The organism is Amycolatopsis taiwanensis DSM 45107 (genome assembly GCF_000519205.1).
GTDB lineage: Bacteria > Actinomycetota > Actinomycetes > Mycobacteriales > Pseudonocardiaceae > Amycolatopsis_E > Amycolatopsis_E taiwanensis.
In genome coordinates this window covers 519,769-536,102 of sequence record NZ_KI912598.1, presented here as the reverse complement: position 1 = coordinate 536,102, position 16,334 = coordinate 519,769, and the positions used below count along the sequence as shown (strand labels likewise).

Sequence of the window (16,334 nt, the reverse complement as noted above, 5' to 3'; positions counted from 1 at the left end):
GTGCCGTCACAGCCAGCCATTCTCCTCGGCCAGGCGGATCGCCTCGGCCCGGGTGCGGGCGCCGGTCTTGCCGATCGCCGCGGACAGGTGGTTGCGCACGGTCCCTTCGGACAGGTGCAGCCGGCGTGCGACGTCCGCGACCGTGGCGCCGTCGCTGGCCGCCCGCAGCACCTCGTGTTCCCGGGCGGTCAGCGGGCTCGCGCCGTTGGCCAGCGATTCCGCGGCGAGCGCCGGATCGACCACGCGAAGGCCACTGTGGACCCTGCGGACCGCGTCCACCAGTTGCTCCGGCGGGGAGTCCTTCACCACGAACCCCGAGGCGCCGGCCGCCATGGCGCGGGCGAGATAGCCCGGACGCCCGAAGGTCGTGCACACGATGATCCGGCACGCGGGCAGCGTTTCGTGCAACTCGGCCGCCGCGGTCAACCCGTCCTTGCCGGGCATCTGCACGTCCAGCAGCGCGACGTCCGGCGAACAAGCCTGCGCGGCGGGCACCACCTCGTCCCCGGTGCCCACCTGGCTCACCACCTCGATGTCGGCTTCGAGATCGAGCACGGTCGCCAACGCACCCCGCACCATCGCCTGGTCGTCGGCGAGCAACACCCGGATCACCCCACGGCCTCCTGCCGGTCAACATTGTGGGCACGCTCGTTTTCACCGGCCTCGGCCGTGCCCGCCACCTCCGCCCGCACCAGGAAACCCCCGCCCGGGCGCGGTTCGGCGACCAGGGTCCCACCGACCCCGGCGAGCCGCTCCCGCAGGCCCCGCAGCCCGTTGCCGGGCGCGCTGCCGGATGCTGTCCGGCCGTCGTCCTCGACCTCCAGCCAGGTCCGCCCGAACCGCACCTTCACCTGCTTCGCGTTCGAATGCCGGATCACGTTCGTGACCGCTTCCCGCAGTACGTAACCGAACGGCTGCTGCAGGTCGGTCCGCACGTTGTCCACCGCGTGCGGCAGGTCGGCGTCGATCTCGGCGGCCCGCAGCGCGGCCTTCGCCCCGACCAACTCCGCCGGCAACGAAACCTCCCGGTAGTCGGAAACCGTCGCGCGCACGTCCGAAAGCGCGCTTCTGGACAAGCCCTCCACCTCGTGGATCTCGGTGATCGCGCGGTCGATGTCCTTCGTGCTTTCCAGCACCCGGCGTGCCAAGCCCGCCTTCACGGTGATCGTGGTCAGGCTGTGGCCGAGGATGTCGTGCAGGTCCCGGGCCAGCCGCTCCCGCTCCGCGGTGACCGCCAGGGTCGCGATCTCCCGCTGCGCTGCCCGGAGGTGCCGCACGGTATGGAGCAGCCTGCCCATGAAGAAGAACCCGGTGGTGATCCCGGCCACGGCGGCGACATCACCGGCCGAACCATGGACGGGACCGCCCGCGAGCAGCAACGCGAACCCGGAGACCACCGAGGAACCGTCGAGGATCAGCGCCCACCCCGGCGGCAGCCCGAAGGCGAGGATCGCCATCGCGTAGGTCAGGATGTAGACGCTGCCGCCCTGTAGCACCAGCAGCCAGCCGGTCACCAGCGTCACGACCGCGAAGGCGAGCTGCCACTTGAACGGCCGGGCCATCAGCAGCACGCGCGGGAAGGCGATGTAGCACGCGCTGTACAGCAACACCAGCACCAACCTGGCGATCGATCCCTGCTCGCCGGCGAACACCGCCTTCAGCACGGGAACGACCAGCGGCAGCATGAACAGGCTGCCGAGCAGCGGCCACCGCTTCCCCCCGTACCGGTCCGCGTTGGCGGTTCCCCGGTACGCCGGTTCCCACCAGCTCAAGGGGTCGGACTCCCGGTAGATCATGACTCGCTCCGTCACACTCGCGCCGAATCCTTACGGTAGCGGCGGATCACCCCGATCGAGAACGCGATGGTGAACGCCGCCAGCACGAGCGCGTCCTGGCCGAGACCGGTGGACAGCTCGCTGGTCACCCCGCCCCGGCCGACCTGGGCCAGCCAGTAGCTGGGCAGCACGTGCGCGATGTTCAACAGCCAGGACGGCATCGCCTCGACCGGGATGAAGATCCCGCCGACCAGCGCCATCGGCAGCATCACCAACTGCGTGATCGGCTGGGTGGAGTCCGCGGTGCCGATCTGCCCGATCAGCAGGCCGATCAGCGCGAACGGAATCGCCGCGAGCCACACCCCGACGGTGACCCGAAGCCAGCCGGCCGGGTCCAGCGAGACCCCCTCGATCAGCTTGCCCACCAAGGGAACCAGGATCACCGGCGCGAGCGCCAGGGTCATCCCGGTGGCGAGCTTGCCGGCCAGGTAACCCGAGCCGGACAGCGGGGTGAGCCGCAGCTGACGCTGCCAGCCCGCCTGGTGTTCGACGGCGACCCGGGTGCCGGTGAACAGGGCCGAGGACATCGCGCCGAACGCCGTCATGTTGACCATCAGCGCCGCCGTGACCGTCTTGTCGCCCTTGGCGAAGATGCCGGTGTAGAGCAGGAACAGCAGGACCGGGAAGGCAATGGTGAAGATCAGGAACCGCTGCGAGCGCAGTACTCGCCGGATTTCCAGGGCCAGGTACTTGACACTCATCGCTCGGACTCCTCGTCGGCCGTGAGGGAAAGGAAGGCGCCTTCGAGACCGATCGCGGCGATCTCGATGTCGTGGGCGGTGGGGAAGGCCTCCAGCAGCGCGCGCAGCGTCTTGTCGGAATCACTGCTGGAGACCGCGATCTGCGCGCCCCGGATCTGGTACTCGGTGACGCCGGGCAGGTCCGCGACCGCGGCTTCGGTGATGCCGGGCACCACGGCCCGGAGCGTGCGTCCCCCGGCGAGCGCGCGGACCTGCGCGACCGACCCGTCGGCCACGATCCGGCCGGCGCGCATCAGCACCACGCGGTCGGCGAACTCCTCCGCCTCCTCCAGGTAGTGGGTTGCGAACAGCACGGTCCGTCCGGTGCTGGTGAACGCCTGCATCGAGTGCCAGAACTCGCGGCGGCTGCCCACGTCCATGGCCGCGGTGGGCTCATCGAGCAGCAGCAGGTCCGGGTCGCTGACCAGGGCGACCGCGAAGCGCACCCGCTGCTTCTGGCCGCCGGAGAGCTTGTTGCCGCGCCGGCCCGCCAGCTCCTCGACCCCGGCCCGGCGCAGCGCTTCGGCCACCGGCATCGGCTTGCGGTGCAACGACGCGACCATGGCGACCATCTCGCCGACGGTCGCGTCGTCGAGCAGTGCGCCGCCCTGCAACATCGCGCCGACGGTGCCGTGTGCGATGGCATCCGAAGGCGCCTTGCCGAACACGCTCACCCGGCCGGCGTCGGGCCGGGTGAGTCCCAGAATCATGTCCACCGTGGTCGACTTGCCGGCCCCGTTCGGGCCGAGCAGGGCGACCACCTCCCCAGGGGCGATGGTGAGGTCGACGCCGTCCACAGCGTGCGCGTCCCCGTAGTGCTTACGCAGGCCGGACAGGTGAACCGCCGCCCCGGCCGCCACCGCGCCGTCGCGGGGGCTGATCTCGATTGCGTTCATACCGAAATCATGTTGGCCCGCGGGCTCCGGCACGCAGAGCAACCGTCACGACCGCGCCATGACAACTGTCACGATCGATCGCATGGTCTGCCAACCAATGCAGGGACCTGGTCGACCGCGAGGCCGCCCGCCCCACCGTGGCGGAGGTTCTTGACCGCGCCGCCCGCCGCGCCGAGCGGTCCGGCATCTCCGCACTTGGCATGGTGACCGACGCTCGCGCAGAACGCGACGACCAACTGCTTGGCGGGCGTCGGCCTTGATCGTCGTGGACAGCGCCGCAGTCGTCGACGCCCTCACCGGCGTGGACAACACCGACGACCTTCGCAAAACGCTTGCGGCAGAGGAGTTGCATGCTCCTGCGCTACTCGATTTCGCGGTCGTGTCCGCCCTGCGCGGGCTCACCCTGGCTGGGCACTTGAGCCCGCCCAGAGCCCACGACCTGCTCACCGACTACGACGACCTACCACTGCGCCTCTGGCCATTCGCCAACGGCCTGCGACGTCGAGCCTTTCAGCTGCGCAACAACGTCTCCGCTTACGACGCGGCTTACGTCGCACTGGCCGAAACACTTGACTGCCCCCTGGTCACCCGCGACGCCCGACTTGCCCGATCCAGCGGACACACGGCGCAGATCATCGTTTGCTGACTGGTCGCCGTTCCTTGGCGGAACGGCGACCGCACCCCGGGTCGACAAATCCTTGACCCGGCGAATAGTAAGAGCGTCGCGCGGGGATCAGCAGCCGAGGAGACGGCCGGCGAGGTAGCTTTCGACCTTGTCGATCGCGATGCGCTCCTGGGCCATGGTGTCCCGCTCGCGGACGGTGACCGCCTGGTCTTCCAGCGAGTCGAAGTCCACGGTGACGCAGAACGGCGTGCCGATCTCTTCCTGGCGCCGGTAGCGCTTGCCGATCGAACCGGCATCGTCGAAGTCGACGCTCCAGTTCTTGCGCAGCTGCGCCGCCAGGTCCCGCGCCTTCGGGGTCAGATCCGCGTTGCGCGACAACGGAAGCACCGCGACCTTGTACGGCGCGAGCCGGTAGTCCAGCTTGAGCACGACCCGCTTGTCCACGCCGCCCTTGGCGTTGGGCACCTCGTCCTCGGTGTAGGAGTCGAGCAGGAACGCCATCATCGGCCGGCCCACGCCGGCTGCCGGCTCGATCACGAACGGCCGGTACCGCTGCCCCGTCGACTGGTCGAAGTAGGACAGGTCGACCCCGGAGTGGTTCGAGTGGGTGGTGAGGTCGAAGTCGGTGCGGTTCGCGATGCCCTCCAGCTCACCCCATTCCTGGCCGCTGGAGAAGCCGAACCGGTACTCGATGTCCACGGTGCGCTTCGCGTAGTGCGAGAGCTTTTCCTTCGGGTGCTCGTAGTGCCGCAAGTTCTCCCGCCGGATGCCGAGGTCGGTGTACCAGTCGGTGCGCAGGTCGATCCAGTACTGGTGCCACTTCTCGTCCTCGCCGGGCTCGACGAAGAACTCCATCTCCATCTGCTCGAACTCACGCGTGCGGAAGATGAAGTTACCGGGCGTGATCTCGTTCCGGAACGACTTGCCGATCTGCCCGATACCGAACGGCGGCTTCTTCCGCGACGTGGTGAGCACGTTGAGGAAGTTGACGAAGATGCCCTGCGCGGTCTCCGGGCGCAGGTAGGTGAGACCGTCTTCGCTGTCCACCGGGCCGAGGTAGGTCCGCATCATCATGTTGAACTCGCGCGGCGCGGTGTACTGGCCGCGGACGCCGCAGTTGGGGCAGGGCACGTCGGAGAGGTCGAAGTCCCCGTCCGCCGTCTCCACATCGTCCTTGCCGGTTCGTTCGGCGTACTCCTCGGCCAGCTGGTCGGCACGGAAGCGGCGATGGCAGCTGGTGCACTCGACCAGCGGGTCGTGGAAGGCACCCACGTGACCGGAGGCCACCCACACCTGCCGCGGCAGGATCACCGACGAGTCGAGGCCGACCACGTCCTCGCGGCTCTGCACCATGGTCTTCCACCACTGGCGCTTGATGTTCTCCTTGAGTTCGACCCCGAGCGGCCCGTAGTCCCACGCCGACCGGGTACCGCCGTAGATCTCCCCCGAGGGGAAGACGAAGCCACGACGTTTACAAAGGCTGACGACGGTTTCAATCTTGTTGGCGGGCACTCCACGCTCTCCATCAGATGCGGGGACGGACTTGGTTTGTCCAGCGTATCCGGCGGCCGTTCGGGGCTTGACATGTGGTCGCCCAGACGATAACGAAGTTCACTTCCAGCTACTACGATGGTGGTCAACCGACGAGAGGCTGGGAGACGACATGCCGACGGCGAGCCCGAACGCGGCCGTACCTGACGAGGTCGAGCACGAACCCGCAACGGGTGCGCCAACGCCGCGTACGCCGACACAACCGGTGTCCACGTTGTCCGAAGCCGGTGACCTGCTGCGTGCGCTCGCCGCGCCGGTCCGCATCGCTATCGTGCTGCAACTACGCGACGCGGAGCGCTGCGTGCACGAGCTGGTGGAGGCGCTGGACGTGACGCAGCCGTTGATCAGCCAGCACCTGCGGGTGCTCAAGTCCGCCGGCGTGGTGCGCGGCGAGCGACGGGGCCGCGAGGTGGTTTACCGGCTCGCGGACGAGCACCTGGCCCATATCGTGGTGGATGCCGTCGAGCACGTCAGCGAAGGTTCGTGAGGGACAATGGCCAAGCCCCGCTCGTGCGATGCGAGCGGGCGGCGGAGCATGAGGAGGTCCGGGGAACGTGAGCAGTCCGGCGCGGGACAAGGCACCGGTGCCTGGCCGCCGGTCGACGCGGCAGCGTGCGGCCGTGGTCGATCTGCTGGCCGACATCGCGGACTTCCGGTCGGCTCAGGAACTCTACGACGAGTTGCGCAAACGCGGTGACGAAATCGGCCTGACCACGGTCTACCGCACCCTGCAGTCCTTGTCGGAGGCGGGCGAGGTCGACGTGCTGCGCACCGACAGCGGCGAGGCGATCTACCGGCGATGCTCGGCGCACCACCATCACCACCTGGTGTGCCGGCACTGCGGCCGGACCGTGGAGGTGGAGGGGCTGGCCGTCGAGCGCTGGGCCGAGAAGATCGCGGCGAACAACGGGTTTTCCGACATCTCACACACCGTCGAGATCGTCGGCACCTGCGCGGACTGCGCGAAACTCCCCGAGCGCGACTAGCGATTCAAAACTCCCCCGATGACCTCGGGGGAGTTTTGCGCAGTCAGCCGAACATCAGGTGATGTCGCGCCGCTGGTTGGCCGTCCACCCGCCGACGAAGAAGATCATCGTCCAGGCCAGGAAGATCAGCGCCGAGGCCCACCACGAGAACGCTCCCGGCGCGCCCGCGAAGTACTGCAGCCCCCACGCCGCTTCCGAGTCCAGGCCCGGCACGTGCACGCCGGCCGCGCCGAAGGCCTCCGCCCCGATGGCACCGACGATCCCGTTCAAGGTGCCGTTGGGCAGCACACCGCCCAGCCAGTCGACCTGCCACAGGCCGAAGGACAGGAACACCAGCACGTTCTCCACGAGGATCAGGTAGATCGACAACGTGACGACAGCGCCGACCACGCTGTTCCACACCGCGCCGACGCCGATCCCGAACAGGGTCGCCAGAACCCCGGCCAGCACGGCCGCGCCGACCACCCCCAGCCACTGACCGGCCGTTGGCAGGCGCTCGCTGTCCTCCGTCAGCACGATGCCCAGGCTCGCCATGGCGGCCACGACGAGTCCGTAGATCGCGCCCCAGATCGAGTAGGTGATCATCTTCGCGCTGAGCACGGACACGCGGTTCTGGGCGGTCAGGAACGTCGTCGTGATCGTCTTCTTGCTGTACTCGCCGGCGAGCGCGAACACGCCGAAGATCACCGCGAAGGTCAGGCCGATGTTGATGCCGTGCCCGATCGCGAGCAGGCCCATCGGCAGTTCACCGATCGTGATGCCAAAGGCGTCGGTGATGGCCTGGACGTCAGAACTGGAGAGCGCGTCGCCGACGTCGTTGGTGAACGCCCCCCACCCCAGCGCGAACCCGAGCGCGAGGGCGGCCGCGGGGATCATCAGGGCCCACCAGCTCTTGGTGGTCAGCACCTTGCGGAACTCCGCCTTGATCAACCTGCCCATCAGCGGTGACCTCCCCAACCCTGCTGCTGCCCCGGCTGCTGATAACCCGGTGGGACCTGATACGGCTGCTGTTGCTGATACGGCTGCTGTTGCTGATACGGCGACGCCGGGCCGGCCCCGGGCGGCGGGCCCCAGCCGCCGCCTTGCTGTGGCGGCTGCGCAGGCATGGGGGCACCGGTGTACGCGCCGTTGGTGAGCTGGAAGAACAGCTTCTCCAGATCGGCGCGGTCCTCCTCCATCCCGTAGACCGCCAGACCCGACTTCGCGACCAGGTCCCCGATCTCCTGGCGGGTCACGCCGAGCACCGCGACCCGGCCGTCCTGGGTCGGCTCCACCTGCTGGTGACCAGCCTCCTGCAGGGCTTTGACCAGTGCGTTCGGGTCGGCCGCCTGCACCAGGACCCGGCTCTGCTGGCTGCCGCGCAACTGCTCGAGCGAACCGAAGTAGCGGGTCACGCCGTGGCTGATGATCACCACCTGGTCGATGGTCTGCTCCACTTCGGACAGCAGGTGGCTCGACACCAGCACCGTGCGGCCCTCCCGCGCGTAGGCACGCAGGAAGTTCCGCAGCCACAGGATGCCCTCGGGGTCCAGCCCGTTCGCGGGCTCGTCCAGCACCAGCACCTGCGGGTTACCGAGCAACGCCGTGGCGAGCGCCAGCCGCTGCCGCATGCCGAGCGAGAAATCGCCCGGCCTCCGCTGCGCCGCGGCGGACAGTCCCACCAGGCCGAGCACCTCACCGGCCCGCTGATCCGGCACCCCGATCGCGGCCGCGTACACCCGCAGGTGGTTGAGCGCCGTCCGCCTCGGATGGAAACCCTCGTTCTCCAGGACCGCGCCCACCACCCGCGCCGGACTTCCCAGCTGGTGGTAGGGACGACCGCTGATCGTCGCCACGCCGGCGGTCGGCGTGACCAGTCCGAGCAGCATGCGCAGCGTGGTCGTCTTGCCGGCACCGTTCGGTCCGAGGAACCCCGTCACCGACCCCGGCTCCACGGTGAAACTCAAGTTCTGCACGGCGGTGACAGGACCGAACGTCTTACTGAGGTTCTGCACGAGAATGCGGCCGGTGCCGTCGTTCTGCATGGTTCCCCCTGGTTCCGGCGGCGAGTGTTGATCTGAGCAGCGGACATCCTGCCGTATAGGGCCAATCGTGTGACAGGTGGGGCTGGTTTCACGGTAGGTAATCAACTGTCACCGACAGTTCGACAACTACTCCTCGTACGGGTCCTGCGGAGCCGGCACGCGCTGGAAGGCGGTGACCGTGAGATCGGGTGTGTAGCGGTTCGCCCGGGTCGCGGTGCCCGGCACGACCTGGCCGGTCACCCGCAACCAGGTGTCGTCGGGATAGCCGGCGGGTTCGGCACCGTCGAGCCGCACGGTCACCGGAAAGGCGTCGGCGGCACAGCAGGTGATCACCATTCGCGCCAGCAGCACGGAGTTCCCGTTGTGCGTGACGAACCCGGTCAGTGACACGGTCCGACCGTTGAGCGAACCGGTTCCGTCCCAGCCCGCGCGCGTCACGAACTCCGTCATGGACAGCGGTACCACGTTTCCCGGTGGCAGCGGCGGGAAGGCCGCCGACAGTTGCGGAGCCGGGGCACGGCTTTCCGTCCGCGTCACCGAGTCCGAGCCGAGCGCGGGCGGCGCGATCAGGTACACGGCGAGCACCGGCAAAACGAGCAGCCACGCCGAGCGCGCCGGATGATGGTGGTCGCCAGCAGACTCGTTGCTGGCGGAGGAGATCCGGGTGCGCGCGGTCGCCACGTCCCGGACGATCGCGATCACGCCCAGCGCGAGCATAACGGCCCCACCGGCGAGCACCCACGGCTGCTGGGCAGGCTTGACGTACCGCAGATAGTCGCCGTTGATCCCGAGCTTGAGCAGCGCGCCGCCGAGCAGCACGAGCAGAATGTTCTGGGTCTCCCGTCTCACCGTTCCTCCGCGACCTTGCGCGCGACCGCGCTACTCATCCGATCACCACCCCAGCCAGCAGCGCGCACACGAGAGCGACCACGAACGTCACCGGTGCGAACCGGATCGCGAACGACCGGCCGAAGGTGCCCGCGTGCAGCGCGAAGAGCTTCACGTCGATCGCCGGCCCGACCACCAGGAAGACCAGCTTCGGCAGTAGCGGCAGCGCGGTGAGCGACGCGGCGACGAACGCGTCCGCCTCGCTGCACAGCGCGAGCACAACCGCCAGCACGGCCATCACCAGCACCGCGAGCACCAGGTGACCGGCCAGCGCCTGGAACCACTCGCCGGGCACCAGCACGTTCAGCGCCGCCGAGATGAGCGCGCCGAGCACGAGGAATCCACCGGAGGACACCAGGTCGGTGCGTGCGGTCTCGGCGAAAACCCGCCACCGGCCTCGAAACGCATCGCCTCCGGGTTCGGGTAGCCGCGCCAACGCGCGTTCGACGATCCAGTCGAGCTTGCCCCAGCGGGCCCACAGCAGGCCCATCACCACGGCGGTGGCGAAGGAGCCAAGGAACCGCGCGAGCACCATCTCCGGGTTGCCCGGGAACGCGACCGCGGTGGCAACCAGCACGACCGGGTTCACCGCGGGCGCGGCGAGCAGGAAGGTCAGCGCCGCCGCGGGCGCGACGCCCTGCACCATCAACCGCCGGGCGACCGGCACCGACGCGCACTCGCAGCCCGGCAGCGCCACGCCCGCCAGCCCGGCGACCCCGACCGCGGCGGCCGGCCGGCGCGGCAACACGCGGGTCAGCACGCGAGCCGACACGAACGCCGCGATCGCCCCGCTGATCAGCACTCCGAGCACCAGGAACGGCAGCGCCTGCACACAGATGGCGACGAACACCGTCGCCCCGGTCCGCAACGCGGGCACGCTCAACGCGTCGCTGAGCCTCGACCGCGCGAAGATCGCGAGCACGAGCACAGCGCAGAGCACTTCGAGCGAAGTGATCCTCAGTTTCCGCTGCTTGCGGGTTCCCGTGGTGACCGACACGCGCCAGATCATCCCAGGACGCTACGACAAAAGCTTTACGGCACGACGTCGAGCAGTTCGGACCGCAACTGGGAGGCGGTCGAGACGACCAGCATCAGCAGGGTGCCGAGCGCGGTGATTTCGAGCCCCTGCGCGGGAAACGCGTATCGCAGGGTCAGGTCGAGCCCGCGGTCGGTGTGGACCACACCGAGCGTGCCGAACAGCCCCTCCCCGGCGCGCTCGGCGGCGGAAGCGGCGACGCCGGGATCATCCGGCAGGTCCCAGCCGACCACGCAGGTCAGGCTGAGCACGGTGAGCCCCTCCGCCAACTCGCTCGACTGGATCACGCACGGCACTCCGGCGTGCGAGAAGGTCAGCGCGCCGTCCGGGTCGACGTGCACCTCGAGGTAGCGCTCCAGCGCCTCGCGCGCCCGTTCCAGCAACTCCGAGGTGGTCACAGTTCCTCCGCAATTTTCCGCGCGACCTGGTCATCTTGACTGCCGCGACTCGGCACAGAACTGTTCACGAAGCACCTTTCACGGCGGCCTCGTCCACGGCGGCGCCGAATCGCCGGTCACGCTTGGCGAACTCCAGGCAGGCCGCCCACAACTGGCGGCGGTCGAAGTCGGGGAACAGCGTGTCCTGGAAGACGAACTCCGCATAGGCCGACTGCCAGAGCATGAAGTTCGACGTGCGCAGCTCGCCCGAAGGACGCAGGAACAGGTCCACGTCCGGCATTTCCGGCTGGTACAGGTACTTCGCGAGCATCCGCTCGTCCACCTTGTCCGGATTGATCTTGCCCTCGGCGGCGAGACGCGCGATCTGCCGCGTCGCGTCGATGATCTCGGCGCGCCCGCCGTAGTTCACGCACATCGTCATGTTGAGCAACGTGTTGTGCTTGGTCTTCTCCTCGGCCGCCTGGAGCTCCTTGATCACGCTGCGCCACAGGCGTGGGGTTCGTCCCGCCCAGCGGATCCGCACCCCGATCGAGCCCAGGTAGTCCACCTGGCGGCGGATGGTGTCCCGGTTGAAGCCCATCAGGAAGCGCACCTCATCGGGGCTGCGCTTCCAGTTCTCGGTGGAGAAGGCGTACACCGAAAGCCACCGAACGCCCAGTTCGACCGCGCCACTGGCGACGTCGATCATCACGGCCTCGCCGCGCTTGTGCCCCTCGATCCGGGGCAGTCCACGCTGGTTGGCCCACCGCCCGTTGCCGTCCATCACCAGTGCGACATGGTTCGGCACCAGCTCGGCCGGGATCCGCGGGGGCTTGGCGCCGGATGGATGCGGCTGCGGGGGCCGCACCGGCATCGGTGGCGTGATGACCTCTCCTGCCCTGCGCCGCACCAGGTTCCCTCCTGAAAGTTCGCTACGTCCGGCCGCTCTCCCACGTTCGCGCGCCCTGCGTCGACCCTACTGGCCGCCGTTCCACGAGCGGCAGGGACCGCAGCTGGCGTTCGAGATGCCACTGCAGATGGGCCGCCACCAGGCCGCTGGTGTCCCGCCGGGTCCCCGGCACCGATGCCTCGGCGACCTCCCAGTCGCCGTGCAGCAGGGCCGCCAGCAGCACGAGCACCTCGGGCGCGGGATGGACCGCGCCCGGCGCCCGGCAGCTCCCGCACAGTGAACCGCCGGCCTGGACGCTGAACGCGTGGTGCGGTCCCGGCAGGCCGCACCGGGCGCATTCGGTGATGGCCGGGGCCCAGCCGGCAAAGGCCATGGCCCGCAACAGAAACGCGTCGAGCACCAGCGAGGCGTCCCGCCGGCCCTCCGCGAGCGCCCGCAGCGCGCCGGTGACCAGCAGGTAGAGCCGCAACGCGGGTTCGCCCTCTTCGGCGGTCAGCCGGTCGGCGGTCTCCGCGATCGCGCTGGCCGCGGTGTAGCGCTGGTAGTCGCCCACCAGCGGGAGGGCGAAGGCGTCGACGGTCTGCACCTGGGTGATCACGTCGAGCGTGCGTCCGGTGTAGAACTGCACGTCCACGTGGCCGAAGGGCTCCAGGCGCGCGCCGAACCGCGAGGTGGTGCGGCGGACCCCCTTGGCGACCGCACGCACCTTGCCGTGGCGGCGGGTGAGCAGGGTGATGATCCGGTCGGCCTCACCGAGCTTGTGCACCCGCAACACCACGCCGGTGTCGCGATACAGGCTCACCCATCCATCTTGTCAGACGCGCCGCGCGCTGAACCCGGAACACGCGCGCCCAAACCCAGAACACACGCGCCTCAACCAGGAACTCACGCACCCGAACCCGGAACTCACGCACCTCAGCCGGGAACTCACGCACCCGAACCCGGAACTCACGCACCTCAACCAGGAACTCACGCGCCTCAACCGGGAACTCAGGCGCCTGAGCCGGGGACACACCACAATCCCGGCGTGTCCCCGGTTCAGGACGGTGAGTTCCAGGTCCAGGACGGCGTGTCCCCGGTTCAGGACGGCGTGTCCCCGGTTCAAGAAGGCGAGTTCCGGGTTCAGGAAGGCGAGTTCCGGGTTCAGGGTGTGAGGTGCTACCGCACCGGCCTCGCAGGGCACTTCGAAACGGTGCCGGTGTCTAGAAACCCAGGCGACGTAGCTGTTTGGGGTCGCGCTGCCAGTCCTTGGCCACCTTGACATGCAGATCCAGGTAGACCTTCGTGCCCAGCAGCGCCTCGATGTGCCGCCGCGCCTGCGAGCCGACCGTGCGCAGCCGCTCCCCCTTGTGACCGAGAATGATCCCCTTCTGGCTGGGACGCTCCACATAGAGCAGTGCGTGCACGTCGACGAGGTCGCGGTCCTCGCGCGGGATCATCTCCTCGACGGTGACGGCGATCGAATGCGGCAACTCGTCACGCACGCCCTCGAGCGCGGCCTCGCGGATCAGCTCGGCGACCAGGGTCTGCTCCGGCTCGTCGGTCAGCTCGCCGTCCGGGTAGAGCTGCGGCCCCTCGGGTAGCCGGGCCACCAGCAGATCGGTCAGGTCCCGCACCTGGTAACCGTCCACAGCGGACACCGGGATCAGGTCGGCGAAGTCCATGACCTGTTGCAGGGCAAGGAGTTGCTCGGCCACGACTTCCGGCTTGACCAGGTCGGTCTTGGTGACGATGCCGAGCACGGGAGTGCGCCGGGCGATCTTGGCCAGTTCGGCGGCGATGAACCGGTCACCCGGGCCGATCTTCTGGTCGGCCGGCACGCAGAACCCCACCACGTCCACTTCGGACCAGGTGGCGTGCACCAGGTCGTTGAGGCGCTGGCCGAGCAGCGTGCGCGGGCGGTGCAGCCCGGGAGTGTCCACAATGATCAGTTGGGCGTCGTCACGGTGCACGATGCCGCGGATCGCGTGCCGGGTCGTCTGCGGCTTGCTGGAGGTGATCGCGACCTTGCTGCCGACGAGCGCGTTGGTCAGGGTCGACTTGCCGGCGTTGGGGCGGCCCACGAAGCAGGCGAACCCGGAACGGTGCGTCACGGCGCCGGCCTTCTCGCCGGGGCTTGCGGGAAGGCGGTTCACCGCACCACCTCCTGCACCGCTCCGCCCGGGTCGGCGCGGAAGATCGGCGCGTCTGGCGCGAGGTCCCGCACGGCCTGCACCGACGCCCCGGCGACCAGCGGCTGCTCGGTCACCACCGCGGCCGCTTCGAGCCCGTCGGCACCGCTGGACACGGCAGCCGCGATCGCGGCCTGGAGCGCGGTGAGGTGGAACGACGGCAGCGCGACGGTGGTGGCCGCGTAGGTCCGGCCATCGGTGTCGCGCACCGCGGCGCCCTCAGCGGCCTGCGTCCGGGCCCGCGCCGACCGGGCGAGAAGCACGATCTTCTCGTCCTCTTCGGCCAGCGCCCCGCCGGTCGCCGGTTCGTCAGTCATCCTCGACACTCCGCTCGTCGTCATCGCCGTTTCCGTTACGCACCTTACGGCGGGGTACCCGGCCGTCTTCGGCGCGCACCACGACGGTGGTGATCCGCATCCGCCCGCGCCTGTCCTTGCCGCCCTCGGCGGACAGCCGCAGGCCCTCGACCTCGGCCTCCGATCCCGGCAGCGGAACCCGGCCGAGCCGCTGCGCGAGCAACCCGCCGACCGTCTCCACGTCGTGCCCGTCGAGGTCCACGCTGAACAACTCACCGAGGTCGTCCACGCCCAGCCGCGCCGACACCCGCACCGTGCCGTCGTCGAGATACTCCACCGGCGGGCGTTCCTCCAGGTCGGACTCGTCGGTGATCTCGCCGACGATCTCCTCCAGGATGTCCTCGATGGTCAGCAGCCCCGCTGTCCCGCCGTACTCGTCGACGGCGATCGCCATGTGGTTGTGCGAAACCTGCATCTCCCGGAGCAGGTCGTCGAGGCGCTTGGAGTCCGGCACGAAGATCGCCGGGTTCATCAGCTCCGCCACCCGGAGCGCCGAGCCGTCATTGATCGACGCGCGCACCAGGTCCTTGAGGTTGACCACGCCTACGATGTCGTCCACGGACTCGTCGATCACCGGGATGCGGGTGAAACCGGTGCGCAGCGACAGCGCCAGCGCCTGCCGCACGGTCTTGTCCCGTTCGATCCAGACGATCTCGGTGCGCGGCACCATGACCTCGCGGGCGACCGTGTCGCCCAGTTCGAACACGGAATGGATCATCTCGCGCTCGCCGGGCTCGACGACGCCGCGTTCCTGGGCCAGGTCCACCAGCTCGCGCAGCTCGATCTCCGAGTTGAACGGACCTTCCCGGAAGCCCCGCCCCGGGGTGATCGCGTTGCCGACGACGATGAGCAGGCGGCTCAACGGCCCGAGCACCGAGCCGAGCACCCGCACTGGTCCGGCCACCGCCGCACCCACGCGATACGGGTGCTGACGGCCGATGGTGCGCGGTCCGACGCCGATCAGCACATAGCTGACCACCACCATGACCACCGCGGTGACGGCGACCGCCAGCCCGGCCGGCCGGATCCAGCCCAGGAACGCGACGGTGACCAGCACCGTCGCGGTGAGCTCGCAGCCCAGCCGCAGCAGGAGCAGCAGGTTGATGTGCCGCCGCCGCTCCGAGACCACCGCGGCGAGCTGCCGCGCGCCCGGCCGGCCGTTGCGCACCAGGTCCTCGACGCGTGCGATTGACGCGGTGCCGATCGCCGCGTCAGCGGCGGCGAACAGGCTCGCCAGCAGCACCAACGCGATGGCGATGACCAGCAATACGACGGAATCGGCCATCAGCCACTATCCGGTCCGCCGAGATCCGGGGCCCGTCTTCGAGCACCCGAACCCGGTTCGCCCGAGGTCACCAACACCGCCGCCTAGACCTCGAACGGGTGGTCGAGCCCGGCCGCGCCGAGGAGGCGGTCGTCGTTGCTGCGCTGGGCGTCCCGGCGCCGGGCGGCTGCCGTCGCGGAGCGGAAGTCGTTCAGGATCCGCTTCTGCAGCCCGAACATCTCGCGCTCTTCCTCGGGTTCGGCATGGTCGTAGCCGAGCAGGTGCAGCACCCCGTGGACGGTCAACAGGTGCAACTCGTCCGTCAGCGAATGCCCGGCCGTGCGTGCCTGGTCCCGGGCGAACTCCGGGCACAGCACGATGTCGCCGAGCAGGGCCGGCGAGGCGTCCCCGGCGTCCGGCCGGTGGCCCGCCTCCAGTTCGTCCATCGGGAAGGCCATCACGTCGGTGGGGCCGGGCAGGTCCATCCACTGTTCGTGCAGGCCTGCCATGTCGTCCAACGTCACCAGCAGCACGGACAGCTCGGCGAGCGGGCTGACCTCCATCCGCTCGAGCGCGAACCGGGCCGCCGAAATGATGGACGTCTCGTCCACCGGGACTCCGGATTCGTTGCGGATCTCGATGCTCACCGTTTCTCCCCCGACCTGCGCGCGAACG

At 69.2% G+C, this 16,334-nt stretch carries 19 protein-coding genes; 3 read left to right on the top strand and 16 right to left on the bottom strand.

Annotated features, from left to right (window positions below; translation table 11 throughout):
- Nucleotides 1–6: 6 nt before the first annotated feature.
- From A3CU_RS0137375 to A3CU_RS0137360, 4 genes are read right to left on the bottom strand one after another with little or no spacing between them, the layout of a single operon-like run.
- Nucleotides 7–612: a response regulator transcription factor gene (locus A3CU_RS0137375; protein WP_027946550.1), complete on the bottom strand. Its 606-nt coding sequence runs from the start codon at nucleotides 610–612 to the stop codon at nucleotides 7–9.
- Nucleotides 609–1,796 carry a sensor histidine kinase gene (locus A3CU_RS48555; protein ID WP_063628961.1) on the bottom strand — a complete coding sequence of 396 codons (1,188 nt, stop codon included), beginning with the start codon at nucleotides 1,794–1,796 and terminating at the stop codon, nucleotides 609–611. The genes A3CU_RS0137375 and A3CU_RS48555 overlap by 4 nt, the downstream gene beginning before the upstream one ends.
- 11 nt (nucleotides 1,797–1,807) lie before the next feature.
- Nucleotides 1,808–2,536 carry an ABC transporter permease gene (locus A3CU_RS0137365; RefSeq protein ID WP_027946549.1) on the bottom strand — a complete coding sequence of 243 codons (729 nt, stop codon included), beginning with the start codon at nucleotides 2,534–2,536 and terminating at the stop codon, nucleotides 1,808–1,810.
- On the bottom strand, nucleotides 2,533–3,471 hold the full coding sequence (locus A3CU_RS0137360) for an ABC transporter ATP-binding protein (protein WP_052372812.1): 939 nt from the start codon (nucleotides 3,469–3,471) through the stop codon (nucleotides 2,533–2,535). The genes A3CU_RS0137365 and A3CU_RS0137360 overlap by 4 nt, the downstream gene beginning before the upstream one ends.
- Before the next feature lie 265 nt (nucleotides 3,472–3,736).
- On the opposite strand from A3CU_RS0137360, the gene A3CU_RS0137355 reads away from it, so the two are divergent.
- On the top strand, nucleotides 3,737–4,117 hold the full coding sequence (locus A3CU_RS0137355; RefSeq protein WP_245617496.1) for a type II toxin-antitoxin system VapC family toxin: 381 nt from the start codon (nucleotides 3,737–3,739) through the stop codon (nucleotides 4,115–4,117).
- A gap of 87 nt (nucleotides 4,118–4,204) precedes the next feature.
- Here the strand turns inward: A3CU_RS0137355 and A3CU_RS0137350 are convergent, their stop codons facing one another.
- On the bottom strand, nucleotides 4,205–5,608 hold the full coding sequence (locus tag A3CU_RS0137350) for a glycine--tRNA ligase (protein ID WP_027946546.1): 1,404 nt from the start codon (nucleotides 5,606–5,608) through the stop codon (nucleotides 4,205–4,207).
- 151 nt (nucleotides 5,609–5,759) lie between these two features.
- On the opposite strand from A3CU_RS0137350, the gene A3CU_RS0137345 reads away from it, so the two are divergent.
- Nucleotides 5,760–6,134, top strand: coding sequence for an ArsR/SmtB family transcription factor (locus tag A3CU_RS0137345; RefSeq protein ID WP_027946545.1), 375 nt, complete (start codon nucleotides 5,760–5,762; stop codon nucleotides 6,132–6,134).
- 67 nt (nucleotides 6,135–6,201) lie between these two features.
- The gene (locus tag A3CU_RS0137340; RefSeq protein WP_027946544.1) at nucleotides 6,202–6,633 is read left to right on the top strand and encodes a Fur family transcriptional regulator; all 432 of its coding nucleotides are present in this window, start codon (nucleotides 6,202–6,204) and stop codon (nucleotides 6,631–6,633) included.
- Nucleotides 6,634–6,687: 54 nt separating this feature from the next.
- Here A3CU_RS0137340 and A3CU_RS0137335 read toward each other — a convergent pair whose 3' ends face one another.
- The 11 genes from A3CU_RS0137335 to ybeY form a co-directional block, all read right to left on the bottom strand.
- On the bottom strand, nucleotides 6,688–7,572 hold the full coding sequence (locus A3CU_RS0137335) for an ABC-2 transporter permease (RefSeq protein WP_027946543.1): 885 nt from the start codon (nucleotides 7,570–7,572) through the stop codon (nucleotides 6,688–6,690).
- Nucleotides 7,572–8,657 carry an ABC transporter ATP-binding protein gene (locus A3CU_RS0137330; RefSeq protein WP_027946542.1) on the bottom strand — a complete coding sequence of 362 codons (1,086 nt, stop codon included), beginning with the start codon at nucleotides 8,655–8,657 and terminating at the stop codon, nucleotides 7,572–7,574. The genes A3CU_RS0137335 and A3CU_RS0137330 overlap by 1 nt, the downstream gene beginning before the upstream one ends.
- 126 nt (nucleotides 8,658–8,783) lie before the next feature.
- Complete coding sequence (locus tag A3CU_RS0137325) at nucleotides 8,784–9,506, bottom strand: TIGR03943 family putative permease subunit (protein ID WP_027946541.1); 723 nt, start codon at nucleotides 9,504–9,506, stop codon at nucleotides 8,784–8,786.
- 34 nt (nucleotides 9,507–9,540) lie between these two features.
- The gene (locus A3CU_RS0137320; RefSeq protein WP_043843760.1) at nucleotides 9,541–10,554 is read right to left on the bottom strand and encodes a permease; all 1,014 of its coding nucleotides are present in this window, start codon (nucleotides 10,552–10,554) and stop codon (nucleotides 9,541–9,543) included.
- Nucleotides 10,555–10,577: 23 nt separating this feature from the next.
- Nucleotides 10,578–10,979, bottom strand: coding sequence for a hypothetical protein (locus A3CU_RS0137315; RefSeq protein ID WP_043843758.1), 402 nt, complete (start codon nucleotides 10,977–10,979; stop codon nucleotides 10,578–10,580).
- Nucleotides 10,980–11,043: 64 nt separating this feature from the next.
- The gene (locus A3CU_RS0137310) at nucleotides 11,044–11,832 is read right to left on the bottom strand and encodes an isoprenyl transferase (RefSeq protein ID WP_156960755.1); all 789 of its coding nucleotides are present in this window, start codon (nucleotides 11,830–11,832) and stop codon (nucleotides 11,044–11,046) included.
- Between the two features lie 58 nt (nucleotides 11,833–11,890).
- The gene (gene recO / locus A3CU_RS0137305) at nucleotides 11,891–12,670 is read right to left on the bottom strand and encodes a DNA repair protein RecO (RefSeq protein ID WP_027946537.1); all 780 of its coding nucleotides are present in this window, start codon (nucleotides 12,668–12,670) and stop codon (nucleotides 11,891–11,893) included.
- Between the two features lie 400 nt (nucleotides 12,671–13,070).
- A complete protein-coding gene (gene era, locus A3CU_RS0137300; RefSeq protein WP_027946536.1) occupies nucleotides 13,071–13,961 on the bottom strand; it encodes a GTPase Era in 891 nt (296 codons plus the stop codon).
- Between the two features lie 38 nt (nucleotides 13,962–13,999).
- The gene (locus tag A3CU_RS0137295; RefSeq protein WP_052372810.1) at nucleotides 14,000–14,356 is read right to left on the bottom strand and encodes a hypothetical protein; all 357 of its coding nucleotides are present in this window, start codon (nucleotides 14,354–14,356) and stop codon (nucleotides 14,000–14,002) included.
- Nucleotides 14,349–15,680 (bottom strand): hemolysin family protein, encoded by a 1,332-nt coding sequence (locus tag A3CU_RS0137290; RefSeq protein ID WP_027946534.1) that lies wholly within the window; start codon nucleotides 15,678–15,680, stop codon nucleotides 14,349–14,351. Before A3CU_RS0137290 ends, A3CU_RS0137295 begins: the two co-directional genes overlap by 8 nt.
- 83 nt (nucleotides 15,681–15,763) lie before the next feature.
- Entirely contained in the window at nucleotides 15,764–16,306 is a 543-nt protein-coding gene (gene ybeY, locus A3CU_RS0137285) for an rRNA maturation RNase YbeY (RefSeq protein ID WP_027946533.1), read from the bottom strand.
- Nucleotides 16,307–16,334: the final 28 nt, after the last annotated feature.

Bases quoted from the DNA above. Each gene is read 5' to 3' on its own strand.
- A3CU_RS48555 (WP_063628961.1), bottom strand. From the start codon at position 1,796: ATGATCTACCGGGAGTCCGACCCCTTGAGCTGGTGGGAACCGGCGTAC.
- A3CU_RS0137360 (WP_052372812.1), bottom strand. From the start codon at position 3,471: ATGAACGCAATCGAGATCAGCCCCCGCGACGGCGCGGTGGCGGCCGGG.
- A3CU_RS0137295 (WP_052372810.1), bottom strand. From the start codon at position 14,356: ATGACTGACGAACCGGCGACCGGCGGGGCGCTGGCCGAAGAGGACGAG.
- A3CU_RS0137345 (WP_027946545.1), top strand. From the start codon at position 5,760: ATGCCGACGGCGAGCCCGAACGCGGCCGTACCTGACGAGGTCGAGCAC.
- A3CU_RS0137330 (WP_027946542.1), bottom strand. From the start codon at position 8,657: ATGCAGAACGACGGCACCGGCCGCATTCTCGTGCAGAACCTCAGTAAG.
- A3CU_RS0137335 (WP_027946543.1), bottom strand. From the start codon at position 7,572: ATGGGCAGGTTGATCAAGGCGGAGTTCCGCAAGGTGCTGACCACCAAG.
- A3CU_RS0137290 (WP_027946534.1), bottom strand. From the start codon at position 15,680: ATGGCCGATTCCGTCGTATTGCTGGTCATCGCCATCGCGTTGGTGCTG.
- A3CU_RS0137365 (WP_027946549.1), bottom strand. From the start codon at position 2,536: ATGAGTGTCAAGTACCTGGCCCTGGAAATCCGGCGAGTACTGCGCTCG.
- A3CU_RS0137310 (WP_156960755.1), bottom strand. From the start codon at position 11,832: ATGCCGGTGCGGCCCCCGCAGCCGCATCCATCCGGCGCCAAGCCCCCG.
- A3CU_RS0137320 (WP_043843760.1), bottom strand. From the start codon at position 10,554: ATGATCTGGCGCGTGTCGGTCACCACGGGAACCCGCAAGCAGCGGAAA.